At 51.1% G+C, this 25,305-nt stretch carries 24 protein-coding genes; 11 read left to right on the top strand and 13 right to left on the bottom strand.

The annotated features are described in order from the left end of the window. Positions 1-5 precede the first annotated feature (5 nt). Entirely contained in the window at positions 6-1,037 is a 1,032-nt protein-coding gene (locus BM040_RS04130) for an HlyD family secretion protein (RefSeq protein WP_092099206.1), read from the top strand. A 3-nt stretch (positions 1,038-1,040) separates the two neighbouring features. Then, entirely contained in the window at positions 1,041-2,711 is a 1,671-nt protein-coding gene (locus tag BM040_RS04135; RefSeq protein WP_217646688.1) for an efflux MFS transporter permease, read from the top strand. Between the two features lie 9 nt (positions 2,712-2,720). Here the strand turns inward: BM040_RS04135 and BM040_RS04140 are convergent, their stop codons facing one another. From BM040_RS04140 to BM040_RS04160, 5 genes are all read right to left on the bottom strand, one after another. After that, entirely contained in the window at positions 2,721-3,638 is a 918-nt protein-coding gene (locus BM040_RS04140; RefSeq protein ID WP_092099207.1) for a hypothetical protein, read from the bottom strand. Positions 3,639-3,929: 291 nt separating this feature from the next. Next, the gene (locus tag BM040_RS04145) at positions 3,930-4,478 is read right to left on the bottom strand and encodes a hypothetical protein (RefSeq protein ID WP_092099208.1); all 549 of its coding nucleotides are present in this window, start codon (positions 4,476-4,478) and stop codon (positions 3,930-3,932) included. A gap of 213 nt (positions 4,479-4,691) precedes the next feature. Beyond that, positions 4,692-5,240: a hypothetical protein gene (locus tag BM040_RS04150; protein ID WP_092099209.1), complete on the bottom strand. Its 549-nt coding sequence runs from the start codon at positions 5,238-5,240 to the stop codon at positions 4,692-4,694. A 92-nt stretch (positions 5,241-5,332) separates the two neighbouring features. After that, a complete protein-coding gene (locus BM040_RS04155) occupies positions 5,333-5,704 on the bottom strand; it encodes a hypothetical protein (protein WP_092099210.1) in 372 nt (123 codons plus the stop codon). 235 nt (positions 5,705-5,939) lie between these two features. After that, entirely contained in the window at positions 5,940-6,338 is a 399-nt protein-coding gene (locus BM040_RS04160) for a hypothetical protein (protein WP_092099211.1), read from the bottom strand. Positions 6,339-6,482: 144 nt separating this feature from the next. Between BM040_RS04160 and hppD the strand changes: the two genes are divergently transcribed. Both hppD and BM040_RS04170 read left to right on the top strand, forming a co-directional pair. Further along, complete coding sequence (hppD, locus tag BM040_RS04165; RefSeq protein ID WP_092099212.1) at positions 6,483-7,607, top strand: 4-hydroxyphenylpyruvate dioxygenase; 1,125 nt, start codon at positions 6,483-6,485, stop codon at positions 7,605-7,607. 203 nt (positions 7,608-7,810) lie between these two features. Beyond that, positions 7,811-9,544 (top strand): phospho-sugar mutase, encoded by a 1,734-nt coding sequence (locus BM040_RS04170; protein WP_092099213.1) that lies wholly within the window; start codon positions 7,811-7,813, stop codon positions 9,542-9,544. A gap of 65 nt (positions 9,545-9,609) precedes the next feature. On the opposite strand, the gene BM040_RS04175 is transcribed toward BM040_RS04170, so the two are convergent. Both BM040_RS04175 and BM040_RS04180 read right to left on the bottom strand, forming a co-directional pair. Further along, entirely contained in the window at positions 9,610-9,966 is a 357-nt protein-coding gene (locus BM040_RS04175; RefSeq protein WP_092099214.1) for a CZB domain-containing protein, read from the bottom strand. A gap of 44 nt (positions 9,967-10,010) precedes the next feature. Continuing rightward, positions 10,011-11,261 carry a PAS domain-containing protein gene (locus BM040_RS04180; RefSeq protein WP_245756089.1) on the bottom strand — a complete coding sequence of 417 codons (1,251 nt, stop codon included), beginning with the start codon at positions 11,259-11,261 and terminating at the stop codon, positions 10,011-10,013. A 243-nt stretch (positions 11,262-11,504) separates the two neighbouring features. Here BM040_RS04180 and BM040_RS04185 point away from each other — a divergent pair, with 243 nt between their 5' ends. The 4 genes from BM040_RS04185 to BM040_RS04200 all read left to right on the top strand — a co-directional run bounded on the left by BM040_RS04185 (position 11,505) and on the right by BM040_RS04200 (position 16,474). Further along, positions 11,505-12,092 (top strand): nitroreductase family protein, encoded by a 588-nt coding sequence (locus BM040_RS04185; RefSeq protein WP_092099215.1) that lies wholly within the window; start codon positions 11,505-11,507, stop codon positions 12,090-12,092. A 141-nt stretch (positions 12,093-12,233) separates the two neighbouring features. Next, on the top strand, positions 12,234-13,436 hold the full coding sequence (locus tag BM040_RS04190; protein WP_092099216.1) for a phosphoglycerate kinase: 1,203 nt from the start codon (positions 12,234-12,236) through the stop codon (positions 13,434-13,436). A gap of 169 nt (positions 13,437-13,605) precedes the next feature. Continuing rightward, positions 13,606-14,895: an acetyl-CoA hydrolase/transferase family protein gene (locus BM040_RS04195; RefSeq protein ID WP_092099468.1), complete on the top strand. Its 1,290-nt coding sequence runs from the start codon at positions 13,606-13,608 to the stop codon at positions 14,893-14,895. Between the two features lie 187 nt (positions 14,896-15,082). Then, positions 15,083-16,474, top strand: a complete 1,392-nt coding sequence (locus tag BM040_RS04200) for an amidohydrolase family protein (protein WP_175490967.1) — start codon at positions 15,083-15,085, stop codon at positions 16,472-16,474. 7 nt (positions 16,475-16,481) lie between these two features. Here the strand turns inward: BM040_RS04200 and BM040_RS04205 are convergent, their stop codons facing one another. Further along, positions 16,482-17,009 carry a DinB family protein gene (locus tag BM040_RS04205; RefSeq protein ID WP_092099217.1) on the bottom strand — a complete coding sequence of 176 codons (528 nt, stop codon included), beginning with the start codon at positions 17,007-17,009 and terminating at the stop codon, positions 16,482-16,484. Between the two features lie 45 nt (positions 17,010-17,054). Then, positions 17,055-17,675: a hypothetical protein gene (locus BM040_RS04210; RefSeq protein WP_092099218.1), complete on the bottom strand. Its 621-nt coding sequence runs from the start codon at positions 17,673-17,675 to the stop codon at positions 17,055-17,057. Positions 17,676-17,747: 72 nt separating this feature from the next. On the opposite strand from BM040_RS04210, the gene BM040_RS04215 reads away from it, so the two are divergent. Then, positions 17,748-17,975, top strand: coding sequence for a VF530 family protein (locus BM040_RS04215; RefSeq protein WP_092099219.1), 228 nt, complete (start codon positions 17,748-17,750; stop codon positions 17,973-17,975). A gap of 56 nt (positions 17,976-18,031) precedes the next feature. Further along, on the top strand, positions 18,032-18,283 hold the full coding sequence (locus BM040_RS04220; protein ID WP_092099220.1) for a hypothetical protein: 252 nt from the start codon (positions 18,032-18,034) through the stop codon (positions 18,281-18,283). A 5-nt stretch (positions 18,284-18,288) separates the two neighbouring features. Here the strand turns inward: BM040_RS04220 and BM040_RS04225 are convergent, their stop codons facing one another. Beyond that, positions 18,289-19,023 carry a head GIN domain-containing protein gene (locus tag BM040_RS04225; protein WP_092099221.1) on the bottom strand — a complete coding sequence of 245 codons (735 nt, stop codon included), beginning with the start codon at positions 19,021-19,023 and terminating at the stop codon, positions 18,289-18,291. 211 nt (positions 19,024-19,234) lie between these two features. Here BM040_RS04225 and BM040_RS04230 point away from each other — a divergent pair, with 211 nt between their 5' ends. Then, positions 19,235-20,722 (top strand): DUF6056 family protein, encoded by a 1,488-nt coding sequence (locus BM040_RS04230; RefSeq protein WP_092099222.1) that lies wholly within the window; start codon positions 19,235-19,237, stop codon positions 20,720-20,722. Here BM040_RS04230 and BM040_RS04235 read toward each other — a convergent pair. From BM040_RS04235 to BM040_RS04250, 3 genes are all read right to left on the bottom strand, one after another. Continuing rightward, the gene (locus BM040_RS04235; RefSeq protein WP_092099223.1) at positions 20,719-22,629 is read right to left on the bottom strand and encodes a RecQ family ATP-dependent DNA helicase; all 1,911 of its coding nucleotides are present in this window, start codon (positions 22,627-22,629) and stop codon (positions 20,719-20,721) included. The genes BM040_RS04230 and BM040_RS04235 overlap by 4 nt on opposite strands. Positions 22,630-23,405: 776 nt before the next feature. Continuing rightward, positions 23,406-24,176: a transporter gene (locus BM040_RS04245; RefSeq protein WP_092099225.1), complete on the bottom strand. Its 771-nt coding sequence runs from the start codon at positions 24,174-24,176 to the stop codon at positions 23,406-23,408. A gap of 135 nt (positions 24,177-24,311) precedes the next feature. Further along, the gene (locus BM040_RS04250) at positions 24,312-25,094 is read right to left on the bottom strand and encodes a hypothetical protein (protein WP_092099226.1); all 783 of its coding nucleotides are present in this window, start codon (positions 25,092-25,094) and stop codon (positions 24,312-24,314) included. Positions 25,095-25,305: the final 211 nt, after the last annotated feature.

The following is a 25,305-nucleotide window of genomic DNA, read 5'->3' on the forward strand; positions in this document are numbered from 1 at the left end:
CAGAAATGAGACATAAAACAAAAAAACTCCTTTACAATATTGTTGTCATCGCCCTGGTGGTGGGCGGACTGGTTTGGGTGAGCTCTAAGTTTATCCACCTGGGCAATGTGGAGTATACCGACAATGCCCAGGTAAAGCAACTGATTGTACCGGTTAACTCCCGCGTGCCGGGCTTTATCAAGGAAGTATACTTTGCCGAGCACCAGCCGGTGAAGAAAGGCGACACGCTGGCCATCATCGAAGACTCCGAGTTTATACATCGCCTGGCGCAGGCCGAGGCCGATTACCGGAACGCGCTGGCCGGCAAAATGGTGGCTTCCTCCTCTGTGAGCACGGCCCAGAACAACATCGCCGTTTCGGATGCCAGCATAGCCGAGGTAAAAGCCCTGCTCAAAAACGCCGAGACAGACTACAAGCGCTACAAGAACCTGCTGGAACAGGAGTCGGTTACCCAGAAGGAATTTGATGAGGTGGCGACCCGATACGAGTCGATGAAGGCCAAGTATGAGGCGCTCACGCGCCAGAAGCAATCGATGGTGCTGGTGAAGGACGAGCAGCACACGCGCCTGGAGCAGAACGATGCCGCCATTAAGCTAGCGGAGGCCGCCCTGAACCTGGCCAGGCTAAACCTCTCCTACACCGTCATTGTGGCGCCTACGGATGGCTACACCGGCCGCAAAAACATCCAGGTGGGCCAACTCATCCAGCCGGGCCAGACGATTGTGGACATCGTGGACAACAACGAAAAGTGGATTGTGGCCAACTATAAAGAAACGCAGACGCACCGCATTCAGGAGGGACAGGAAGTGGAGCTGCACGTGGACGCCCTGCCGGACGTGACGCTGAAGGGCGTGGTGAAATCCATTTCCGGCGCGACAGGCTCCAGCTTCTCTATCATTCCGCAGGATAACTCCGCCGGCAACTTTGTGAAAGTGGAGCAGCGCATCCCCGTGCGCATCGAGTTTGCCCAGGAAAGCATGGACATGCTCGGCAGGCTCCGTGCCGGCATGAACGTGGAGTGCTTCGTTAAATACTAACCCATGCAGCATCAAGGACCTTTTTCAATACCTGCCATAAACGATACCGTGCCGGAGAAGTGGAAGCCCTGGCTCATCATTTTCATGGTGCTCATCTTCCAATTCTCGGGCGGTATTTACCTGGCGGCGGCAAACGAAATGGTGGGTGCCACCGCCCTGCTGCACGAGGACATCCTGATGGCCGGCTACGCCTCCATGATCGGCATGGCGCTGACGTTTACCATCATGCTGCGCCTGAAGATGCGCTTTAACTCGCGCTTCACTTTTCTGGTTTGCAGCATTGCCCTGATCATCTGTAACCTCATCTGCATCTCCAACACGAGCATGCCGGTGCTGGTGGGCACCTGCTTCTTTGCGGGCATTTTCCGGATGTGGGCCACCTTTGAGTGCAACTCCACCATACAGCTGTGGCTGACGCCCAAGCGGGATCTGTCGATTTTCTTCTGCTACATTTACCTGCTGGTGCAGAGCGCCATACTTTTGTCGGGTATCTCGAACACCTACGTGTCGCTGTTCGCTAACTGGGAGTACATCCACTGGGCGGTAATCGGGCTGCTGCTGTTTGTGGTGCTGATCACGCTGCTGCTGTTTAACGGCAACCGCATGATGCGCCCCTTCCCACTGTTCGGCATCGACTGGCTGGGTGGGCTCATGTGGGGACTCATCATCCTGACTATCAATTTTATCTGCATCTACGGCGAGCATTACGACTGGCTAAGCTCAGAAGAAATCCAGACGGCGGTGGTCTTTCTGGCTATCCTGCTGCTGCTCAGCATCTGGCGGGCCTCCTTTATCCGGCACCCGTTTATCTCGCTGCAGACATTCAAGTATAAGGCCGTTTATATGACGTTCTTCCTGTACCTGATCGTGGATATCTTTATAGCGCCGGCGCACCTGGTGGAGCACATCTACCTGGAGGCCGTGCTGCACTACGATGCCGAACACGTGATTTCGATGAACTGGGTAGCATGGGCAGGCGTGGTGCTGGGCGCATTGTTTGCCTACTACTTCTTTGCGCTCAAGAAGCACTCCTACAAGTCCATGTTCCTCATCGCCTTTGCCTGTATTATACTTTACCTGGTGATGATGTACTTCCTGATTGATTACACGACCACCAAGGAGCTGCTGCTGGCGCCTATCTTCTTCCGCAACTTTGGGTATGTGGTGGTAGCGATTGTGCTGCTCACTAACCTGGTGAAGGTGCCTTTTCAACACTTCTGGCAGGCGCTTTCGGTACAGGCGTTTGTAAGCGCGGGGTTTGGCGGCGTGCTGGGTACAGCCGTGATACAAAACGCCTTAAAAGAGCTTACTGCCAAAAACTTCACGCTGCTCTCGGCCAACCTGGACCACGTAAACCACAAGCTGCAGCGGGCAGACATGGGCGCGGTTTTCGGGAAGTTGCAAAGCGAGGTGCTGCTGGTGTCGTTTAAGGAGCTGTACGGCTACCTGGTGCTGTTTGCGCTAGCCTGTATGGCAGTGTTTATACTTTACCGCTACCCCTACCTAAACTCACGCATTACCCCAGAACCAGGGCCATTATCCGGGACCTGCGCCGGGAAATTGCCTGAGCCGGCAAGCCATAACCCTAAAACCAGCCGCGCCTTCCTCTTTAAGAGGCAGGCGCGGCTGGTTTTAAGTGTTACTGCTGAAGAGAAGGTTGTCAGCAAGTATTAATGTGTGGCGTTACTTTATCTCGATTGTGCGCTCTTCGAAAGCTAGCGTACCATCAGCCGTAATCTCCTTTGTCTCCCTGCTGTACAAAACCCAACCGGAGCCATGAATTCGGGCTGCAGTGGTTGTCTCGTTCTGCATGGCAGGAAACTCGCTTTTGCTCGGAATAGTTGTTCCGGTATTTGGAGTGTTCTCTTTCAGAAAAGCATAAGTAGCCTCTGTTAACTGCTCGGGGTCAATGGTCTGCCACACCCAAATCACGAAGTTATTGTCCTCCTCGTTAATTTCATCCAGCAGAATGGTCACGTCTGCAGAGAATGGCTCCCCACCCAGGTTATTGTAGATAGGCAGCTGGCCCTTTACTTCCTCCCCTAGCGCATACTTCGCCCCATGAAAAGTATAGAACTGTTGAATGTCTTTGATTGCCATAGCCTCAATGGCTTCCTTTGTTGAGAACATTCCCTCTGCCTTGGCAATCGCCAGGTTGATGTTTGGGATGTGCTTAAACTCCTTGCGCAGGACTTTGGTCGTTTCTTTGATTTCGTCTCGTATCTCCTGCCAGTTCACGACCTCTTCTATCGTCCCCATTTCATCGGTTTTAATCACCACTCTCCTGTTATTTGTGATACCTTCAAGCTTGCGCTCAAAAGAGTTATCTGTAGCCGGGCTGACGTGACGATACAACCACTCAATTGTATAAGAGGTGGCTGTAGAATCTATGATTGTGATATCTACTTCATACTTCACCAGCTCTCTGCGGGTGGTATCTGCATCCTTTACCCGATACTTTTCCCTGGTGACTTCGTAGGTTTGCTTTTCGTTCAGATCCCAGTAACCGATAACCTGAACGGTGGAGTCTTCCGGGTTAATTTGCGCGAAGGAATTGAAGGATGTAAAAAGGATAAAGGCAAAGAGTAAAAGTTGCTTCATATGATGGGTATGTTACGTAGGTTGATGATGTAAAAATAGGTGCAATTATACTTTATTCCTTTTCCGGAAAGTATAAAAAATGCTATTTAAAGCCCTCTCTACTTTCGGCCAATCTTGAAAAACCGGAGACACCTTCTCTCCAGTTTATACTTTGTTAGCACTTCCTCTACAGCTTAAATACTGTAATACCTTTTTGTTACTGCTCCTTTATTTTGTAAAAAATCTGCGGCCCGGTCTCAGCGTCAATTGCCTCTATATCTACAAATTATTATAACAATATCTTTATTGGGCCTACTTCATTAGCTGAAGCAAGAGAAAAAGTGTAGCGCTAATTGCTGTACCCCAAACGGTTATTCTTGCTAACATCTTTTTATATGGCGAGTTTATATTTTCGGACCCAATGTAGCGGACACCAAAGTTCTTGAGAGAGAATTCCAACCTTTCATAATTTGCATAAGCGTCTCTAATGAACTCAATCTTATTGCCGTCGACAAGGACAATTTGGATATGGTAATCAATTCCATGTCTTGTGTATGTTTCCTTTATTATATACCCTTTTATGTCCTGTCTCTTTAGTGTTTTTGCGTTAAGCCTAAGCCAGTATTTCACTTTCAGTGTTTCGCCTCTAATCTCAAGGCTCTTGTAGCTATAGTTGAAAAGCCAACCAAAGAAGCACTTAGCAATAAATATCCCCAAAGCTATTACCAAGTAATCATACTCACCTTTGATAAAGTATTGCCAGATGCATACAAGCAGCATGGATGAAAGGAGCAGCAAAGCTACAACAGCTTCATAGGGAAATTTTAGCTTCAACTTATACTTCTTGTCTTTTCTCATCATTTACATACCCCAGAACGTTACTTGTGCATGCGCTAAGGGTGGTATAGCCAAAGTACATCTGCCATACTTCAGTTATAGATTATGCGTTCTGTTCTGTACTTTTTCCCAATGCTTCAATGGTCATTTTGAGGTTGTAGCCCCAGTAACCAAAGGGTTCGAAAATAACAGTTCCGGGCTTGAATAAAATGTGCTTCAGCGCTTTTTAGTTGTTGTTTAAGGTGTTCTACTCTTAGTCATATAATAGAATTCTCTTTCCAACTCATATTTCATTTTATCAACACTTCTCCGCATCATTAAATATGGAATCCCTAACATAAAAGCAGCATGTATAAATAGAAAGGGAAAAAAGAAACCGGCTCCATCTCCTTCTATGTTATCAGCAAACAGAAACGCAGAAATAAAAATCGAATAAAATATTAGTACGAAGATGTAGAATGGTATCATCATTCCACTGAAGCCGTTTATTTCAGTTTGAATTACTAGGATATTGTCCTTCTGCGTAAATGTTCCCTTTGCTACAGCTGTGTTTATATTCATATCAAAAAATCTCCTCCTTCTTCTTAGCTCGAATCCCTCCATTCCTATAGTCCCTTTGTATTCATTAGAACTAGAAGAAAATACATCAAACATGTTTGAGAGAGGACCTGTGCTTCCTTTGTCCACATTTTCTTTGAGTCTAGCTACAAACTCTTTTTGCTGAATTTCAATTTCAGTAGTTAGATTACCTACTAGCTTAATCTTTCTGAGGAACTCTTTCATCATATTTTTAATGGCTTACAACGTGCTCGTCTAGAGCATGCTTTGGTGTGCTTCAGGTTTTGTTGTATGATGCTGTTTTGTATTCACTATCAATCTTACCAAATGTAGATTGGCAGAGCCAGCACAGCGGTGAATATCAAGCCTACAAAAACTGAGAAGTTTCGACCAACGTCACTCGTCAACCTGAGCATTGCCGCTTCTTGTGCTTCAGTTATTTCATCGCCAGCAAAGAAACCGTCTCCGTCCAGGTCATACCTGTTCGCATTCCATTGAGCATATATATACTCATAAGTAGCTGCCCCAACGATGAGACTATACAAGAGAAGTAGTACAGTAACAGTTATCCAAAAGGACTTTTTTCTATTGTTTCTGAATAGCTTCTTCTTTTTAAGAAGAATGACAGAAAAACACAAGAAGCTGATTATAGTGGGAAGCAGAAGATGGTAAGGTATAGTTATTGGTTCCATTCTCAATTTCAGTTACATACAACTACTTTATAAACAACTTCCTTCACTCCTCTGCCTGAGTATGAGATCCAATCTATACTTCAGCCACTTAAAAATATAGCAACCACAATATACTTAAAAACCTCCACCAGCAAAGTATAAAAAAGCCGCACCCACCTTGGCTCAAAGCCTTGGCAAGTGCGGCAAGTAGAAACAGCTGCCACGAGGGCTACTGTTCAAAGTATAAGTTCTTTTTCTATTCGGCTGTCCAGAGCACGCGCTCCTGGTCTGCGAGGATGAGCAGCACGCGTGGCGGGTTGGCTACCAGCACCAGGCGCATCTCTACACCCGGAAAGGTATCCGACTCTACCCAAACACCTTCGGTCTCGTCGCCGTCTTCCAGTTCTTTGCCATCCAGCGAGCTGGCCAGGTAAGCGGTTGGCAGCAGGATATCGGCATCCGACTTAATTTTGCCGTGCACATCCTCCAGCACTTCCTCCAGCTCTTCGCCAAACTCCTCGTTAAAATCGTCTTCCAGGTCGTGCAGCTCTTCTTCTATGTCATCATAGCGCGCATCGTTGTAGTCAAGCGCTCTTAACTCTTGCTTTTTCTCCAGGATGGCCACAATGGACTCGTTCAGGGCTTTTGCATTCATGTTGTCTCGTTTTTTTACAAAGTTGGAAACATGCCTCAGCAATTCCAAGAAATAGATTGATAATTTGGCTGCCGCTGCCGGCGTTTTGATAAACCGCTAAAAGCTGTATTTTTACGTACTTCTTTATAAACTAATCAACGAACTATGAGTACACAAACCGCATCTTCCGAAACAGCAACCAAAGATATCCTTCCCCTTAACGGCACAGACCACATTGAGTTCTATGTGGGCAACGCCAAGCAGGCAGCCCACTACTACCAGACCGCTTTTGGCTTTCAGCTAGTGGCCTACGCCGGCCCTGAAACCGGGGTGCGCGACCGCGCCTCCTATGTGCTGCAGCAGGAGAAAATCCGCCTGGTGCTCACCACCTCGCTGGACCCTAACTCTGAAATCTCAAAGCATGTGCACCAGCACGGCGACGGCGTGAAAGTGCTGGCCCTATGGGTGGACGATGCCGAGGCTTCGTTCAGAGGTACAGTGGAGCGCGGCGCCAGACCGGCCCATGCCCCTACCACCCTCACCGACGAGCATGGCGAGGTAAAGGTCGCCTCCATCCATACTTATGGCGACACCATCCATACATTTGTAGAGCGCAAAAATTACAAAGGCGTTTTTATGCCAGGTTATGTACCGCGCCAGAGCACCCTGGAGATAGAGCCCGTTGGGCTGAAGTACGTAGACCACTGCGTAGGCAACGTGGAGCTGGGCCGCATGAACGAGTGGGTGGAGTTCTATGAGAAAGTGATGGGCTTTAACCTGCTGCTCACCTTCGACGACAATGACATCAGCACCGAGTACACCGCCCTCATGTCGAAGGTGGTATCGAACGGAAACGGCTTCATCAAATTCCCGATAAACGAACCGGCGCAGGGCAAGAAGAAGTCGCAGATTGACGAGTACCTGGAGTTTTACCGCGGGGCAGGCGTGCAGCACATTGCCGTAGCCACCAACGACATCCTGCACACGGTAAGCGAGCTGCGCCGCCGAGGCGTGGAGTTCCTCTACGTGCCCGAGACTTACTACGAAGACCTGATTGAGCGCATCGGCCACATCGACGAGGACATGGAAGACCTGCGAAAGCTTAATATCCTGGTGGACCGCGACGATGAGGGCTACCTGCTGCAAATCTTCACCAAGCCGGTGGAAGACCGCCCTACCGTGTTTTATGAAATCATCCAGCGCAAAGGAGCCAAGTCTTTCGGCAAGGGCAACTTCAAGGCTTTGTTCGAGGCGATTGAGCGCGAGCAGGCGCTACGGGGCAACCTTTAGGCCAAAAATAAAGTATAGCCGCGTGTAAATGTGGCTAAAATATCTTTATTTTGATATTGCTATACTTCACACCAGTTCTGGGGCTGTGCTTTGCGTACGGCGAGGGCTGGTGTGATTTTTTGTCCTAACCTGCGCCTGCATTTTCAGGCCGCAGCATCTCAATTAAAAGTATACTGCTACTATAATATCAGCAAGAACAGACTATGATTGAACCATCTGTAAAACAGAAGATTGACCAGTGGCTGGCCGGCAACTACGACGAAGCCACCAAACAAGAAATAAGCGGCATGCTGGAGCGCGATGAGCACGAGGCGCTGTCGGATGCTTTCTATAAGGACCTGGAGTTCGGCACCGGCGGCCTGCGCGGCATTATGGGTGCGGGCAGCAACCGCATGAACCGCTATACGTTGGGAATGGCCACGCAGGGCCTTTGCAACTACCTGAAGCAGAACTTCCCGGGAGAGCAGGTAAAAGTGGCCATCGCCCACGACTGCCGCAACAACTCCGATGTCTTTGCCCGCATCGCTGCCGAGATTTTCTCTGCCAACGGCATTAAAGTATACTTGTTCGAGGCACTGCGCCCGACGCCGGAGCTCTCGTTTGCCATCCGTCACCTGGGTTGCCAGAGCGGTGTGGTGGTAACGGCATCGCACAATCCCAAAGAGTATAACGGCTATAAAGTATACTGGAACGATGGCGCGCAGGTAACGACCCCGCACGACAAAAACATCATCTCCGAGGTAAACAAGATCACCAGCATCGATGAGGTGAAGTTTGAGCCCAACCCGGAGCTTATCGAGCTGATCAGCACGGAGCTGGATGAGGCCTACATGCAGCAGGTGCAGCAGCTGTCCATCTCGCAGGAGGCCATCCAGCGCCAGCACGACCTGAAGATCGTTTTCTCCTCCATCCATGGCACGGGCATCGTGCTGGTGCCGGAGGTGCTCAAGCGCTTTGGCTTTACGAACGTGCACGTGGTGCAGGAGCAGGCCGAGCCGAACGGAGACTTCCCAACCGTAGTATACCCGAACCCGGAGGAAAAAGAAGCCATGACGCTGGCCCTGAACAAGGCGCGTGAAATTGACGCCGATCTGGTGCTGGCCACCGACCCGGACTCTGACCGCGTGGGCATCGCCGTGAAAAACCAGGATGGCGAGTTTGTGCTCCTGAACGGTAACCAGACCGGCGCGCTGCTGATAAACTACCTGCTGCAGGCTTGGCAAAAAGCCAATAAACTAACCGGCAAGGAGTACGTGGTAAAGACCATCGTAACCACTGACCTGATCAAGGAAATCGCCGACAGCTACAATGTAACCATGTACGAGACCCTGACCGGCTTTAAGTACATCGCGCAGCTTATCCGCGAGAAGGAAGGCCAGGAAGTATACATTGGCGGCGGTGAGGAAAGCTACGGCTACATGATCGGCGACTTCGTACGCGACAAGGATGCTATCTCGGCCTGCGCCCTGATTGCTGAAATGGCTGCCGTGGCCAAGGACAATGGCCAGACGCTGTTTGAGATGATGGTGGAGATGTACACCAAGTATAACTTCTACAAAGAGGAGCTGGTTTCGTTCACGAAGAAGGGGCAACGCGGCGCGGAGGAAATCCAGCAGATGATGGCCGACATGCGCAGCAACCCGCCCAAGCAGCTCGGTGGCTCTGACGTAGTAGAGGTACACGACTACAAGATGAGCACCCGCAAAGTGTTGCTCAGCGGCGAGGAGCACAAGCTGCTACTCGAGAGCTCGAACGTGCTGCAGTACCTGACCGAGGACGGCACCAAAGTATCGGCGCGCCCATCCGGCACCGAGCCAAAGATCAAGTTCTACATCAGCGTGAAAGAACCGCTGGCCTCTACTGAGGCGTACGAGGCGACAGAGCAGAAGCTGAACCAAAAAATAGAGCAAATCCTGAAAGACCTGAAGCTGAAATAACCCCTTTCCTGCTGTTACAGCAACGTGCACAAAAAAAGCCGCCTGATTAAAGTCAGGCGGCTTTTTTATGCATTATCTTTCAGTCGGTTCTCCAGCCTGGCCAGCAGTTCCAGAAACCTATCGGAGTTAAGCTCAACGCTTTTCATTCCCTCGTGTGCCTGGTCTATCTTTCCGCCTTTATACAGGCTGAACAGCTGGTGCGCGGTGTTATTTAACTCCTGGTGCACCGTAACAAGCTCATGCAACTCTGGCTCATTCAGATACCTTACCCTCCCTACCGTCGAGAACCATTGATGAACGGGCCCAGCGCGCGAGAAAAAGGTCTCATCGTACACGCCTCCATAAAGCACGGATCGTACTTTGGATTTGTATAGGATGTGCTTTATCCTAAGCTGTTGAAAATCTATTTGCGCTAAATTCATCTACCGGATCCTTCTAACCTTCGCTTTGCCCCTATCCTTATACTTTATGCAAGCCCCTGTAGCTTTTTCCTGAACAACACCTGTTCGGTTACCTCGTAGGCAAAGACGAGGATGCTTGTAACCTCATCCCTCTCGTAGATAGCCTGGTAAATAAAGGTGATGTATATTTCTTCCAGCTGCCCATTATTCTGTCTGTCGAGCTTAACGAGAGTTTCCTCCGCCACGAACTCTTTCCCCGTTTCGTAGACGTTGTCCAGCAAATCTACAAAGCCCTGGTTAATTACTTCAGGCAGTGCCTCAGCAACCGTCTTACCAACCAGCTGCCGATTAGGGAACAGCATCTGATATTTTTCATTGACCAGTTCAAAGCGGTGCTCAGGCCCTTCCAGCACACAGAACATGGCCGGAGCCTTCATGATGAGCCGCTCCAGTATCCCCCGTCGCGACTCTGCTTTCTCATAAGCCAGCTTAACCTGGTCCGCCAGCAGGGCCATCTGCTCATTGGTTTCGAGCAGCTCCTGCACCAGCTTGCGTGTCTCGTGGATGTCTGTCGAACTGCCCACCCACATGGTGATGTTTCCTTCCTTGTCCTTCATGGGCAGCGAGCGGCAAAGGTGCCAGCGGTATACGCCGTTCTTATCACGCTTTCGGAGCTCAACCTGCATAGGCTCGCCTGACTTCATGGAGCTTTCCCATTTGGCAGCTGTGGAAGCCAAATCCTCCGGGTGAATGATGTCCTGCCATCCCTCCTCCAGGAGTGTAGGCAACGGAATCCCGGTATACTCTTCCCAGCGTCTGTTAAAGTAGGTTAGCTTGCCCGCACCATCGGTTGTGAAAATAAGCTGCGGCATGGCCTCTGCCATAAAGCGGTACTCTTCTCTTGTGGCGCTCAGCGCATCCTTTGCCCTCTCCCGCTCCGTCACATCCGAGGTGTGTTGAATAATGTAAAGCACCTGTCCCTGCTCATCCAGCACCGGCGTATGCGAAGCTTCCCAATAGCGCACATCGTAGCTTCCGTCTGGCTTCACCAGATCGTAGCGGATAACGTCCAAGTAATCTACTTGGCGGGTGCTCAAGGCTTTGTCCAGCGATTTGCGCACCTTATTTTCCTCGTAAGACACATCGCGCTCCGGGTAGGCCTCCAACAGAAACTTCAGGCCGAGTATATCCTCCCGTTTGCGCATGGTAAGTTGCAGGTAATAATCGGTGGCGGCCAGGATGGGGTAATCATATTCCGGCGCCACTACCACCAGGGCTTCTGGTATACTTGCAAATAGCTTTTCAAAATTCATCATACAGGCAGGTGTCACGCTCTAAAAGCAAATAAGTATAAAGTTAAGCAGGAAAAACCGTACTACAAGCTGCTCAACGCTGAAAGCGGCAAAGTGTTCTGGGTTTTGTATCCTTTGTTCTGAATTTGTGCCGCTGGTTTCCCGAAGTAAAAACCGTCGGTTCCGGGCCACATCCATACTTAAAAATAACTTTTGCGCGATTATACGCTTACCTTAGTAGAGACATATCAAATAGTATTCGACACCATGAGCGACCTTTTTCAAAGTATAAAGCAGGTAATTGAGACGCGCCGCACCACCAAGCCGCCCAAAATGAACGGGCAGCGCATCCCCGACGAGCAAATCATGCAACTGCTGCAGCTTGCCGATTGGGCCCCCACCCACGGGCATACAGAGCCCTGGCGCTTTATAGTTTACTCGGATGAAGCCCGTCAGCACTTATGCCAGCAGCACGCCGAACTATACAAACAGCATTTGCCAGCCGATAAATTTATCCAGGACAAGTATGAAAAGCTTCGGCACATGGGCGATCAGGCATCGCACATCCTGGTATCCTACATGCGCCGCGGCGACCTGCCTAAAATTCCGGAGTTGGAGGAGATTGCCGCCGCCTCCTGCGCCATTCAGAACCTGCTGCTGGGTGCCAGCGCCTTGGGGCTGGCCAGCTACTGGGGATCGGGCGGCATGGCCTACCACCCCGCCATGAAAAAGCACCTGCAGTTGCGGGAGCAGGATATCGTGCTGGGCATCCTGTACCTGGGCTGTGCCGACAACGCCGCGCACCCGGGCAAACGCCAGGTGCCACTCGAAGAGAAAGTAAGCTGGGTGAGGTAGTAATTGTGCAAACGCCTGCGTGTCATTTCTTTCGCCTCTGGCGCACATCACTATAGGCAAAACACTATATTTGTAGGGTAACAAAAACAACGCTATTCACGAACAACGAGTAACGCTTTCACAATTAAACCATACCCAAACATGACAAGGAATATAGACGAGTATAACTTCGCCGGCAAAAAGGCACTGGTGCGCGTGGACTTCAACGTACCCCTCGACAAGGATTACAGGATTACTGACGACACCCGCATCCGCGCGGCAGTGCCCACCATCCAGAAAATCCTGAACGATGGCGGTGCCGTGATCCTGATGTCGCACCTGGGCCGCCCCAAGAGCGGGCCGGAGGAGAAATTCTCGCTGCGCCACCTGGTGCCGCGCCTGGAGCAGGAGTTTCACACCCGCGTGGCCTTCGCCCCTGACTGTGTAGGCCCGGAGGCAGCGCAAATGGCACAGGAACTGCAGCCTGGCGAAATACTGCTGCTCGAGAACCTGCGCTTCCATAAGGAGGAGGAAAAAGGAGATGCCGAGTTTGCCAGAGCCCTCTCCACCCTGGGTGATGTGTATGTGAACGATGCCTTCGGCACGGCTCACCGCGAACATGCCTCCACGGCCGTTATCGCGCGCTACTTCCCGAACGACAAGATGATGGGCTACGTGATGCAGTCCGAGTTGGATAATGCCCGAAAGGTGCTGGAAAATGCCGAGCGTCCTTTCACTGCCATCATGGGCGGCGCCAAAATATCTGACAAGATTCTGATCATCGAGAAACTGCTCGACCGCGTGGACAACCTGCTCATTGGCGGAGGCATGGCTTATACTTTCGTGAAGGCTGACGGGGGCGAGATCGGTTCCTCTCTGGTGGAGGAAGACAAGCTGGACCTGGCCAACGACCTCATCCGCATAGCCAAGGAGAAGGGCGTGAACATCATGATTCCGGTGGACTCTGTGATTGCCGATGCCTTCAGCAACGATGCCAATATCGACACCAAACTTAGCCACCACATCCCGCAGAACTGGATGGGCCTGGACATTGGGCCGGAGTCGCGCGAGCTGTATGCGGACGTTATCGCCAACTCCAAAACCATTCTTTGGAATGGTCCGATGGGCGTGTTCGAGATGTCGAACTTCTCGGTGGGCACGGAGGCGGTAGCTGATGCCGTGGTGGCCGCCACAGCCAAAGGCGCTTACTCGCTGATAGGTGGTGGAGACTCTGCGGCAGCTGTGAACAAGCTGGGTTACGCCGGTCGCGTGTCCTATATCTCCACGGGAGGAGGCGCCTTGCTGGAGTACATGGAAGGTAAAACCTTGCCGGGTGTAGCTGCCATCGAGCGAACCGACTACTAATTTTCTTAAAGTATACGCCAGGTAAATTATGGCCGGCAAGCCCGCCTGTAGTTTACCTGGCTTTGTTTGTACCTTAATGAGTATTTACTCACATGCCGCTTTTTTTCATGTATAAAAGCGGTCCTAAAGTCGCCGATGTTTGGTAACTTTAGTGCAAGACAACATGCTTATGAGTACCTACAACACAACCTATAAAACAGCCGAAGAAGCCCTGGCTGTTATCAAGTCCGGCGACCGGGTGTTCATCCAAGGCAGCGCTGCCACACCGCAGTACCTGGTGCGCAAGCTGGCCGAGCGGGCCGACGAACTGCGCGGCGTGGAGCTGGTAACTATCACCACCTACGGCGAGTTTCCGCTGGCAGAGGAGCGCTACAAAGACTCCTTCTTCATCAACTCCCTGTTTGTATCGGCTAACGTGCGCGATGCCGTTAACTCCGGCCGCGGCGACTACGTGCCCATTTTCCTGAGCGAAATTCCACGCCTGTTCAGGTCTGGTCTGATGCCGCTGGACGTGGCCATTGTACACGTATCGCCGCCTGACCGCCACGGCTACTGCTCGCTGGGTGTATCGGTCGATATTACCCGGGAGGCCGTACTGAACGCCAAGCACGTGATCGCCCAGGTAAACCCGCAAATGCCGCGCACCCACGGTGACGGCCTGATCCACATGAAGCGTTTCGACGTGCTGGTGGAGGTAGACGAGGCCCTGCCGGAGGTGGACTACAGCCTGCGCGTAACGGAGAAGGAAAAAACCATTGCCCGCTACATTGCCGAAATGGTGGAAGACGGGGCTACCCTGCAGATGGGCATCGGCGCCATACCCGATGCCGTGCTCAGCAGCCTGACCAACCACAAGGCGCTGGGCATCCATACTGAGATGATGTCGAACGGGGTGATGGAGCTGGTGGAGAAAGGCGTAATCACCAACGAGCACAAGTACCGACACCCGGGTCGCATTGCCACGGGCTTTATAGTGGGGCACCGCAAGTTCTACGACTTTGTGGATGACAACCCGCTCATCCTGATGCAGCGCACCGACTACGTGAACGATGTGACCATTATCCGCTCCAACCCGAAGGTAACGGCTATTAACAGTGCGATTGAGATAGACCTGACAGGCCAGGTAGTGGCTGATACCATTGGCAAGCACCAGTTCTCCGGCATCGGCGGGCAGATGGACTTTATCCGTGGAGCGGCCTTGTCCGAGGGCGGAAAGCCTATCATCGCGCTGCCTTCGGTAACAAACAAAGGCATTTCCAGAATTACCCCGCTGATAAACGAAGGGGCTGCCGTGACGACTACCCGCGCGCACGTGCATTATGTGGTGACCGAGTATGGCGTGGCCTACCTGTATGGCAAAAACCTGCGCCAGCGGGCCAAGGCCCTTATCAACATTGCTCACCCGGACCACCGCGAGCGGCTGGAGCGTGAGGCTGTGGAGCGCTACGGCTATTTATAACAGATACAAAATCAAAGTATAAACCACCCTGCTACCTGAAAATGGCAGGGTGGTTTTTTCATTTGCAGCTTTCCATCCCTTATTACAGGGATTTACCCTGCACAGCGAAAAATGCAAGTGTTCCGTATAGCAGGGAAAGTATAAAATCAAGGACTCTTCAGATCATCAACCTTTTAACACACAGGATATGCAGCACACACTACACGCTTACCTTCTGAAACTGGTTTTCTCCTGCCTGTTTATACTTTCAGCAAGTATGGTGCAGGCGCAGGAGGCGGTAAACTCGGCTAACCGGGAAATTGTGTTTCGCGCTGTGCATGTGGTGCCAATGGACAAGGAGCAAGTGCTGCAGAACCAGGATGTCGTGGTGAAGGACGGCAAGATTACCGCCTTGGGCAGTACGGGAAAGGTGAAGTATGGCAAGGGAGCCCTGGTAGTAGATGCCAAAGGAAAATACCTGATGCCCGGGCTGGCTGAGATGCATGCGCACGTGCCTCCTGTAGATGACCTGGAACCGATGAAGGAAGTTGTCCGGCTGTTCGCCCTGAAGGGCGTGACGACCATCCGGGGCATGCTGGGCCACCCGCGCCACCTGGAGCTGCGCAGCATGATTGAGAAGGGAGAGTTACTGAGCCCGCGCTTTTATACTTCCGGCCCCTCGTTTAACGGCGGCAGCGTGAAGAGCCCTGAGCAAGGGGCAGAGATGGTGCGCCAGCAAAAGCAGGCAGGATACGACTTTCTGAAGCTACACCCGGGCCTGACGCCGGAAACCTTCGGAGCCATCGCCAAGGCAGCCAAAGCTGAGGATATTCCCTTTGCCGGGCATGTGTCGTATGAAGTAGGCGTGTGGCGCGCCATTGAGGCCGGCTATGCAACCATTGATCACCTGGATGGCTTTGTGGAGAGCCTCATACCGAACCTGGAAAGTATACCCGAGCAGGAAGCAGGTTTGTTTGCCATGTTCATTTCCGATCAGGCTGATGCGTCGCGTATCCCCAAACTCGTAAGTGCTTTGCGGGAAAAGAACATCTGGGTGGTGCCCACGCAGGCGCTGGCCGAACGCTGGATTGCCGCCGACAAAGCCCCCGAGCAGCTTCGCAAGAGTCCGGAGATGATCTACATGAACCCAAAGACACTGGACAGCTGGGTAGCCACCAAACAAAAGTATATGGCGCATCCGCAGTATGATCCGGCAGCCATCGACCGCTACATGCAACTGCGCCGCAAACTGATTTACGAGTGCCAGAAGAATGGTGTCGGGCTGTTGCTGGGCTCCGATGCGCCACAGGTTTTTAACGTACCGGGTTTCTCCACGCACCAGGAACTGGAATACTTGGTTGATGCCGGCCTGACTCCCTACGAAGCACTTCAGACCGGGACAATAAACGTCGGCAAGTTCTACAACCGCCCAGACCTGGGGGTGCTAAAAGCTGGCGCTGTCGCTGACCTGATTCTGGTTGCAGGCAACCCGCTGGAGAACATCAGGGAGACACAAAACATTGAGGGAGTGCTGGTAGGCAAGCAGTGGCTCCCGAAAGCGTACATCGATCAGGAACTGAAGAAGCTGGAGAAGCGGTAGGGCTCCCCTACCCTTTCTCCTGGTGGAGCAGTATTTTTGCTGTTACCAACAACTGCCCCACGTGGCGCATGGTATGTTCGGCGGCATGGAAAAGCAGGCCCTGTACCGTAGAAGGCAATTGCTTCCGGCCCACGCCCCTGAAATCGGTGAGGGCACTTTCATCTATACTTTTAAGTTGCTCCAATGCCCTGTCTACCTGCTCATCATAAGCCTGTAGTAGGTCCTGCACGTGGTAAGCCTGGTTCTCGGCGGGCTTGCCCTCGGCGTACAAATAACTTAGCTGCTCCTCGGTGAGTTGCTGCCGCTGGGCATAGGTGAAGAGCCGGTCGAGTACGCCTTTCAGGTGCTGCAGGTGGAAGCCCACAGAAGCCACGCCGGCCGGTCGTTCCCACAGCAGCTTGTCCGGGAAGCCTTCCAAGTAAGTATGCACCTCTTCCCTTGCCTGCAGCAGGGCGTGCGCCACGGGTTGCAACAGGGGCGGAATTCCTTCTACAGGCCCGCTCATCCAGGCCTCCGGTTTATTCTCTTTTGCCATACGTTTATACTTTCGGATGTGGATTATACTTACGGATGCCCGGAATTAAAGCTGTCTCCGGTCGCGGCGGTTTAGGTAGCCCAGCACCTCCTCCACTGAGTCCAGGTCGCCTTGGTCGTTATACTTGCGGATGCGCTCCATCTCCCCGGCAATCAGGCCGGCGCGGGTATCTTCTACCTTCCCCTGCGAGTGCGTTACCTCACGGCACCACGGCAGGGCTTTGCCAGGAAAGCTGTACAAGTATAGCTGCGGGTAGTGCCGGTGTGCGGCAGTCACGGCCGTCATAAAAGCGCGCGGCTGCTGGAAAGGCGCGGCCGCCACAGCTATACTTTTGTAGCCTTTAGCCTTAGCATGTTTCACCATGGCTTCTGCCTCGATGAGCGTGTGCAGGTACTCCTTCCCCGGGTCTGGGATGCCCTCCAGCTTATCCGCAGGTATACCTTTCGCTGTCAGTTGCCGGTGCCATACTTCGTAGCCGGGGTAGCCGCTGAGGGGCTTGGTTTGCAGGAACAACACTTTCTGAACCTGCGCCTCCCGCACCATTCGTTCGGCCGCCGCAAACCCCGACTCCTGGTTGTCTGCTGTCTGTCCGAATAAAAACAGCGCATCTAATGTATGATTGGGCAACGTGTCGGCAAGCGACCGGATGATGAGTTCTTCTAGCATAGCCCCCTTATACGGTAGGGACCGCTGTGGGGTATGGTTATACTTTCAGCTGAAAATCCGTACTTTTGAAGTATGGCAGAAGCACAGAAAAACAACCCGCTGCACGGCGTGACGCTGCAGGCAATGCTGGAGCACTTGGTGGACGTATATGGCTGGGAGCACCTGAGCCAAAAGATCAACCTCAATTGCTTTAAGAACAACCCCAGTATAAAATCCAGCCTCACGTTTCTCCGCCGCACACCTTGGGCCCGCGACAAAGTAGAGCATTTATACTTGTATACCCGCCGCAAGATCAGATAAAGCCACCGCCTTATACAATCAGCCTATAAACTATACTTTATCCTTGGAAAAGAAAAGTGAAGACGAACGACAAACTGCTGGTAGTAAAGTATGGGCTGCTGTACTTTTTGCCTTCTGCGATTGGAGCCACACTGCTAAAGCTATGGGATACCTGGTCTTGCCTGCTGGCAGGTGAGCCCGTAGATTGGTCAGCTGCCCTGGGAGCCCTGGATTTCGGCAGTATTGCCGCCATCGCTTTGCCCGTTTCAGTGGCTTTGGCTGTTAGTACCGTGCGTAAGGAACGAAATAGCAAAGCACCTACCCCTTAAGTAGCTTACCTTTTCACCACCTTGCCGGAACCGGAAATATTGGTATTTACAGTTGGATTGCCCTGGTAGTACACAACACCGCTTCCCGTAATATCGGCTGTCAGGGACTGATTGGCATAGACCTCGGCCATACCAGAGCCGGATAAGTTTACGGTCACGTCTTCTGCCTGCAACCCAAAAGCGGCGGCCTTGCCCGAACCCGACATGTTGATGTGGTGCAGGTCTGTCTGGCCCCGCAGTGCCACCCTGCCGGACCCGGTTACACGCGTTATCATCTTGGCTGCGCTCACGCCAACTTCTATTTCCCCCGAGCCGTTTACCTCCACCAACATTTCATCCGCCTCGAATACATCCTGGCTCCGGATATGTCCTGAACCATTTAAGGACATCGACTGCACAGTCGGCATGGTAATGTATACTTCTACGGTCTTACTTTTCCTGACGCAGTCGCGGTGCTCAATTTCCCAGGTGCTGTTGCTTATACTTGTATTCAAACGGTCAAGAATGTTCGGCTCGCCCTTCACTTCCACTTTCTGTGTTTGGCCTTGTGTGAGGTATACTTTGAAATCGCCGTTCGTCTCTACTTTGGAGAATGGCTGCAGGTTCAGTTCACGTGTTTCCACCGCACCCTCACCTTTAATGCAGTTGTTGTCTTCGCAGGCGCTGATGAGGAAGGTGGCCAGCACCGCAACCAGCAGTTTGCTTCCAATTCCTGCGACTTTTCTGGTAATCTTGTTCATAGTTTTACTTAGTATTAGTTAATGGTAACAAGATTCCGGAAAGTACAGCTTAGTTGCATGTAAAATAGATTAACATTGTTAAAGCCTCTAAAAACAAGTTAATCATACTTATTAAGAGGTGAAGGTAATTAATGCAGCTCACTTCATGAAAAACTACAGGAGGCTATCATATCTTCCAAATACTTACCTTTGAACTGAACAATGAGAAAACATGTCTGCTAAACTTTTCCAAAAAAATAAAGGCTTACACTTTTCGCTGATACTTCTGGGGGCTTATTGTTTGTTGCCCTTCCTTCTCCTTGCACTTTATGCTTACCCGCAGGCTGATGATTATCCCTTTGGCTTAAGAGACAAACAATTAGGGTTTTGGGAGTCGCAGGTAAGAACCTACTCAAAATGGTCAGGCCGCTATTTTGGGACAGCCATCTTACGAATAAATCCCCTCATATACGATTCGATTGACACATACCCTTTCTTGATCTTTGTTTTAGTCTCAGCTGTTGCAGTTAGTTTTATAGTCGTACTATACTATATACTCCGACCTCACCTAAGACTGATTGAAATATTAGGCTTAGCATCAGTACTTTTAGCCGTGTACCTGATGCACCTGCCAAGCACCGCTGAAGGTATGTTTTGGCTAACAGGTTTTTTGGGTTACACACTTCCAAACATACTTTTCTTGTTTATACTGCTGCTGCTCTACAAATTACACCAGACGCACCGGAAAAGCATCAAGTTGATATACACAGTAGCGGCAGCATTAATAGGTGTGCTTATAGCAGGAGCCAACGAAATGGCGATGTTGTGCCTAATGAGCACGCTCTTGTTTATACTTAGTACAAGTTGGTTTTCCTTCTCATCTAGTAGATTTTACTTTCTTGTGATTTTTATCATCTGTTTGGCTGCGAGTTTAGCAGCTACTCTCGCGCCTGGAAATTTTAATAGGATGGAATCACACTCGCAGGCAGCACAGCCACTTTGGTCTCTCATTTATGCTGGTTTACTTACCATCTCAACCCTTTACAAATGGACTAGTCTTCTATTAATTTTGTCTTTGCTCTATGTATATTCGTTTGGACTAAAAATAAAATCAATACCAAAACTTTCTAGCTTGTTCAAAGTCTCATTGCCTATGCTGCTAATTTGTATAGTAGGCACAGTGTTCCTTATGAACTTTTTATTTGTGTGGGCAACTGGCGATCGCCCAACGCTAAGACTACAAAATGTAATATTCTTTTATCTGCTGATTTCTTGGTTTTATGCACTTCAAGTATTTATTAACCAGAAAGCAAATTGGTTTGAAACCCAACGTCCGACTAGATTCGTTATGGCTACAGCATCTATTTTAGTGCTTTTAACAACGCTTAACATTAACAACAATATTAGCACTGCCTACCTTGATTTATTATCAGGTAAGGCTGCTCAATATAAGTCGGAATTAAGAGAACGGGACATATCAATAGCAAGAAGTAGTTGCCAGCAGTGCATTGTAGAGCCATTGTCAGTAATTCCTGCCTCCATGTATTTTATAAGTCTGCAAACAGCGGAAAGCACGGGAAAACAATGGGTAAATAGAGAATATGCTGCTTATTGGGGAAAAGAGTCTGTTGTGACCCGGACACCAAACGCCACCATACAGGATAACTACAGCACTTTAATTGAAGTTGGCAAGAAATGGCGTAATCAACTTTTTTACTAATCCTGTAACTCTAGCTTCCCGCTCTCCTGGTACCGCAGCTTGCCCACGTCCAGCAGTTCCCGGACCAATTCGGTTATAGCCTCAGCGTGTTTCGGCTCGAACTGCTGCACCAATTCTTTGGGCAAGTATGGCTTTACCTGCAAAAGCTCCAGCACCTTGCTACGCAGCGAGGAAAGCTCCCCTTGTTGCCGCTGCTTCTTTCTCTCAGCCAGGCAGTAGTCGCAGATGCGGCAGCTTTTATCGGAAATTTCTCCAAAGTACTCCAGCAGCAGTTGGGTGCGGCAGCGGTTTTCCGTCTCCACATACCGTTTCATTTCCTGTGCCTGGTGCAGCGCCCGCTCGCGCAGGGTGATCAGTTTTTTTGTGTTGAGGATAACCCGGCTGGCCTCCTCGCGTGGGCTTGTAAAAACAAGCTGGGGAGCGTCGTGCTGCGGCTCGTAATGCACAACCTGCAGCTTGTGGAGGTACTCCAGTTTGCGGCGCAGCTCAGGCTCAGGCATCTTCAGCAGCTCGGCCATCTTCCGCTCGCGCACCTTCACAAAGTTCACAAAAGCCTCGCCACCATACATCCTGAGTATAAGCTGTATGAGTTTATCGTGCTCCGGGTTCTTGAGCTGGAAATTGTAGAGCTCCGTATTCTCCAGGGCCAGCATCAGGCGAGAGGGCATGTAGTAACTCTCGTTCAGTTGCACATAGCCCTCCTGCTCCAGCCGCTTGACGGCATGGTGCGTTTCGAGTGGGTTGAGCTTGTACTGCTTGGCAAAATCGGCCACATCAAAATCGAAGCTGCTGAGTTGCCCGCTGCCCACCGCCAGCTGGTAATAATTGGCCAGGCATTGGTACACCCTCCGGATAAACTCTACCGGCGGGTGCGACTCTTCTACTTTCTTCAGTAACTCGTTTACATCGTTTGGCCCCAGCAGGATGGTAGCGTAGGCATAGAGCTCATCCCTGCCCGCACGCCCCGCCTCCTGATAGTATGCTTCCAGGCTCTCGGGCAGATCCAGGTGCACCACCAGGCGTACATCGGGCTTGTCGATGCCCATTCCGAAAGCGTTGGTTGCTACAATTACCCGCAACTCGTCCTCTACCCAGCGTTGCTGCACGGCACTGCGCTCTTCGAACTTTAATCCGGCATGGTAGGCAGCGGCGGAAATGCGGCGACTCTGCAGAAACCTGGCCATCTCCACGGTCTGGCGCCGGCTGCGCACATACACGATGCTTTGGCCGGGCATGCGCTGCAGGATCTCCAGCAAACGGTTGGCTTTATCCTCTGTTTGCAGGCAGGAGTAGGAAAGGTTGGCGCGGGCAAAGCTCTTCTGGAAAACGTTCGGTTTCGGGAATTTGAGCTTCTCCTGAATATCCTGCTTTACCTGTTCGGTGGCAGTGGCCGTAAGGGCAATGACCGGAATTTGGGGCAATGCTTCGCGCAACTCAGCCAGCTGCAAATAAGGTGGCCGGAAATCATAGCCCCACTGTGAGATACAGTGTGCCTCATCCACGGCAATCAATCCCACCTTCATGCGTTTCACCCTTTCTTGGAAAAGATCGGTGAGCAGGCGCTCTGGCGACAGGTATAAAAACTTTACACCGCCGTACACGCAGTTATCCAGGGCAATGTCTATCTCGCGTCGGCTCATGCCGGAGTAGATCGCCACGGCCGGAATTCCCCGCTTTTGTAGGTTCTCCACCTGGTCTTTCATCAGGGCGATGAGTGGCGTGATGACTAGGCAAATCCCTTCCAGCGCCATAGCCGGCACTTGAAAACAAATGGACTTCCCACCGCCCGTCGGCAGTAACGCCAGCGTGTCCTGACCTGCCAGTACCGACTGCACGATATCCTCCTGCAGGGGCCTAAAGCTGTCGTAGCCCCAGTAGGTTTTGAGTATGTGGTGGATGTTGTGCAAGGTAAGGCTGGTTTCTTTTCTGCGAAGATAAGGTATACCGGGAAGATTTTGATTTATACTTTAGGCGGAGCCTAAATTTATGGAGTTATACTTTGGCTATACTTTATACTTGTCTGAATCAGGATTTTCGGGATGAATGGATGAACAGGATTTTATACTTAGGCTATACTTCCATCCTTCCGCTGGCGCGGGTTTGCAACTCGTGACTTTCTATGTGTTCGGATTTGCAATCCAAGTGGCTCAAAAAGCCATAGTTATACTTTATACTTTCTCTTGCATAAGCGTCCGCCTGTGCCTAGCCCCTGCTTCCTTCAAACTTGAACCAAGTTGTACTTTTCAAGTCACCGTTCATCCTCTAGTTCCCACAAGCCAATAGTTTCACCTCTACCTTTCTGCCCTCCCAGGCCGGGAGGCCTCGCCTTCGGGCATCGCGCGGTGTTCCCTCCTTGCCTCGCTTCGCTCGGCATGCCCTTGGCGGGCACCGGATCTCACAAGGCGCTCAACCCAAAGGCTGGGAATCAGTTCGATAGCTGTAGCTATTCTGTCATCTCGACCTTTGGGAGAGAACTCTTTAGAATTCCCGATAGTTCTCTCGCGCAGCTCGAGATGACAACAGAAGTAGTAGAAACTCCCTTCCCTGTTTTTAGGGGAGGTTTGGGGTGGGGCTAGCAGAGGTGGTTGGTCCCGGCACTGCAAAAACTCCACTTCACCTAAGAAAAGGTGAAAAGGGTGGATTTATACTTGTAGCTTTCACCACAAAGTATAAACTCAGGCTACTACCTTGGCAATCGATACGAAACACCTGTTGTGACGAAGAAATCGGGGGCGGATGCGTGTAAGCCTTTGCCTGCAGCGACATCCAGCTGTAAGTTGGGTAGAAGCAGGTACAACACGCCTATGTCAGCCTGGTGCTCTGCCTTCTCCCCTTTCCGCTTGCTTCCGAACACTTCTCCGTAAACGGTCAGCTTGTCTAGTAATTCGCCGCTCAGGCTAAGGGTATAGCCTTTTTGGGGCTCGCCCTCCACCCAGCTGTGGGTCAAGTTATAAGCTAGGTCAATTTTCTCCGTTATCCCATTCGTGAACATAAGGCGTATCTCCGGCTCCGGGTTGTCTGGCCGGAAGGAACGGGAACCTACCGGTAGGGCTGCCCGCACGAGGAAAGCTGCCTCCGGTCGCCAACCCTGCTCCTCCCAGAGCTTAACCTTTACACCCAGGTTTAAGGGAGCAAGGCCGCTCACTTCACGTTCTTTCCCGTTTTCTGTCACTGAATCCCTGAGAGCACTCAGCACCCGCAGCTCCAGCCAATCCAACACCCCCACCCGAACCAGGGCAGTGGGGTAAGCGTGTGTTCTAATCGACAGCCCCTGCTCGGTCGCTTTCTGGAAGAAGTATCCTGCCTCCAGCTGCAGTGTCCCTTTTGGCACTAACGAGGACGACTCTGTCTGGTCGGGCCGGTCTGTCTCTATTTCCTCGCCTTGTGCAAAAGCTGTCGTTGCTCCGGAAAGTATGAGCAAAAGTATAAATCCAAGGTAAAGTGTCTGCTTCATACTTTGTTTAAAAGTCTTGCTCCCTATACGGCACCGCAGTTCCTGTGGCCACTTTTATACTTTCCCATACCCGGCAGAAACAAAAAATCCCCACCTCTTAAGAGATGGGGATTCTGGTTATTAATGTTGTACAGGTTAAGCGGCTGCCGACTGGCCGTCTTCGCGCTCTTCGATAACTTTCTTCAGTTTATCGATGGCCTGCGCGGCGCGTTCCTCGTCGAAGCGGTTGATGTTGAGCAGCATCTTGGTCTTCTCCTGACGTGTAATGGTCGGGTTGTTCAGCAGGCGGATGATCTCCTCCTTCTGCTTGGCCGAAGCATAGCGAACGCTGCCGCTTTGCTCCTCAGGCTTCTCAGCCTCCGCTACAGGTGTCTCCCTGGAGGATTTCATGGTCGCCTTCTTCTCAGTTGGCACAGCAGGCTTAGCAGCCGCCTCATTTCCACCATAGTCCATTTCCTCCGAAGGAGTTGGCTCATACCCTGCCGCACGGATTACCCAGGCCAGGATGTTACGGTAAGCCTTACCGATGGCCCGCGTCTGCGCCATTGAGGCAATCGCGAACTCCTGGTAATACTTTTTACCCTGCTCGCGGTTGGAGCAGATGGCAAAGCCCGCACCCACCACCAACTGACTACGCAGATCCAGCAGGTTTACTTTTGCCTGATACTTTATTTCATCATCCGTGCTGATGTTCACCACGTGCTCCACCACCGGCAGGATACCCAAGCGCGAACCGGCATACTGCCAGCCTTCCACGTTCACATACTCCTTGCCCTGGATGTTCTGGAAAAGACGGTTCTCTTTTATAAATTTTGCAAGGTCAGTAGCCAGGTGTAGCGTCTCATCAGATTTGGCTATATCATAGCTTTCAACCTTCGGCTTCTTCATCTCCTTGATTTCTTTATTCGGTTGATTCATACTCATTTAGCTTTCATAGTTGTGTTACATATACCTAACAGAGCAGCATAGTAAATAGTGCAAAAAATAAGAAAAAAATTGTATTCTATATTGCTGATTATCAACCAGTTACAAATTATTTTTTATAGTATTTACGCGCTACTGCTCAGGTAGCTCAGAAGCTAAAAGTTGAAGGAAGGGCGAAGTATAAATACGGAAATACTAGGCGTTG

The organism is Pontibacter chinhatensis, from assembly GCF_900113285.1.
Lineage (GTDB): Bacteria > Bacteroidota > Bacteroidia > Cytophagales > Hymenobacteraceae > Pontibacter > Pontibacter chinhatensis.

What these genes read in the sequence shown, in the direction of transcription:
- BM040_RS04130 (WP_092099206.1), top strand. Translation starts at nt 6, where the DNA reads ATGAGACATAAAACAAAAAAACTCCTTTACAATATTGTTGTCATCGCC.
- BM040_RS04135 (WP_217646688.1), top strand. Translation starts at nt 1,041, where the DNA reads ATGCAGCATCAAGGACCTTTTTCAATACCTGCCATAAACGATACCGTG.
- BM040_RS04140 (WP_092099207.1), bottom strand. Translation starts at nt 3,638, where the DNA reads ATGAAGCAACTTTTACTCTTTGCCTTTATCCTTTTTACATCCTTCAAT.
- BM040_RS04145 (WP_092099208.1), bottom strand. Translation starts at nt 4,478, where the DNA reads ATGATGAGAAAAGACAAGAAGTATAAGTTGAAGCTAAAATTTCCCTAT.
- BM040_RS04150 (WP_092099209.1), bottom strand. Translation starts at nt 5,240, where the DNA reads ATGATGAAAGAGTTCCTCAGAAAGATTAAGCTAGTAGGTAATCTAACT.
- BM040_RS04155 (WP_092099210.1), bottom strand. Translation starts at nt 5,704, where the DNA reads ATGGAACCAATAACTATACCTTACCATCTTCTGCTTCCCACTATAATC.
- BM040_RS04160 (WP_092099211.1), bottom strand. Translation starts at nt 6,338, where the DNA reads ATGAATGCAAAAGCCCTGAACGAGTCCATTGTGGCCATCCTGGAGAAA.
- hppD (WP_092099212.1), top strand. Translation starts at nt 6,483, where the DNA reads ATGAGTACACAAACCGCATCTTCCGAAACAGCAACCAAAGATATCCTT.
- BM040_RS04170 (WP_092099213.1), top strand. Translation starts at nt 7,811, where the DNA reads ATGATTGAACCATCTGTAAAACAGAAGATTGACCAGTGGCTGGCCGGC.
- BM040_RS04175 (WP_092099214.1), bottom strand. Translation starts at nt 9,966, where the DNA reads ATGAATTTAGCGCAAATAGATTTTCAACAGCTTAGGATAAAGCACATC.
- BM040_RS04180 (WP_245756089.1), bottom strand. Translation starts at nt 11,261, where the DNA reads ATGATGAATTTTGAAAAGCTATTTGCAAGTATACCAGAAGCCCTGGTG.
- BM040_RS04185 (WP_092099215.1), top strand. Translation starts at nt 11,505, where the DNA reads ATGAGCGACCTTTTTCAAAGTATAAAGCAGGTAATTGAGACGCGCCGC.
- BM040_RS04190 (WP_092099216.1), top strand. Translation starts at nt 12,234, where the DNA reads ATGACAAGGAATATAGACGAGTATAACTTCGCCGGCAAAAAGGCACTG.
- BM040_RS04195 (WP_092099468.1), top strand. Translation starts at nt 13,606, where the DNA reads ATGAGTACCTACAACACAACCTATAAAACAGCCGAAGAAGCCCTGGCT.
- BM040_RS04200 (WP_175490967.1), top strand. Translation starts at nt 15,083, where the DNA reads ATGCAGCACACACTACACGCTTACCTTCTGAAACTGGTTTTCTCCTGC.
- BM040_RS04205 (WP_092099217.1), bottom strand. Translation starts at nt 17,009, where the DNA reads ATGGCAAAAGAGAATAAACCGGAGGCCTGGATGAGCGGGCCTGTAGAA.
- BM040_RS04210 (WP_092099218.1), bottom strand. Translation starts at nt 17,675, where the DNA reads ATGCTAGAAGAACTCATCATCCGGTCGCTTGCCGACACGTTGCCCAAT.
- BM040_RS04215 (WP_092099219.1), top strand. Translation starts at nt 17,748, where the DNA reads ATGGCAGAAGCACAGAAAAACAACCCGCTGCACGGCGTGACGCTGCAG.
- BM040_RS04225 (WP_092099221.1), bottom strand. Translation starts at nt 19,023, where the DNA reads ATGAACAAGATTACCAGAAAAGTCGCAGGAATTGGAAGCAAACTGCTG.
- BM040_RS04230 (WP_092099222.1), top strand. Translation starts at nt 19,235, where the DNA reads ATGTCTGCTAAACTTTTCCAAAAAAATAAAGGCTTACACTTTTCGCTG.
- BM040_RS04245 (WP_092099225.1), bottom strand. Translation starts at nt 24,176, where the DNA reads ATGAAGCAGACACTTTACCTTGGATTTATACTTTTGCTCATACTTTCC.
- BM040_RS04250 (WP_092099226.1), bottom strand. Translation starts at nt 25,094, where the DNA reads ATGAATCAACCGAATAAAGAAATCAAGGAGATGAAGAAGCCGAAGGTT.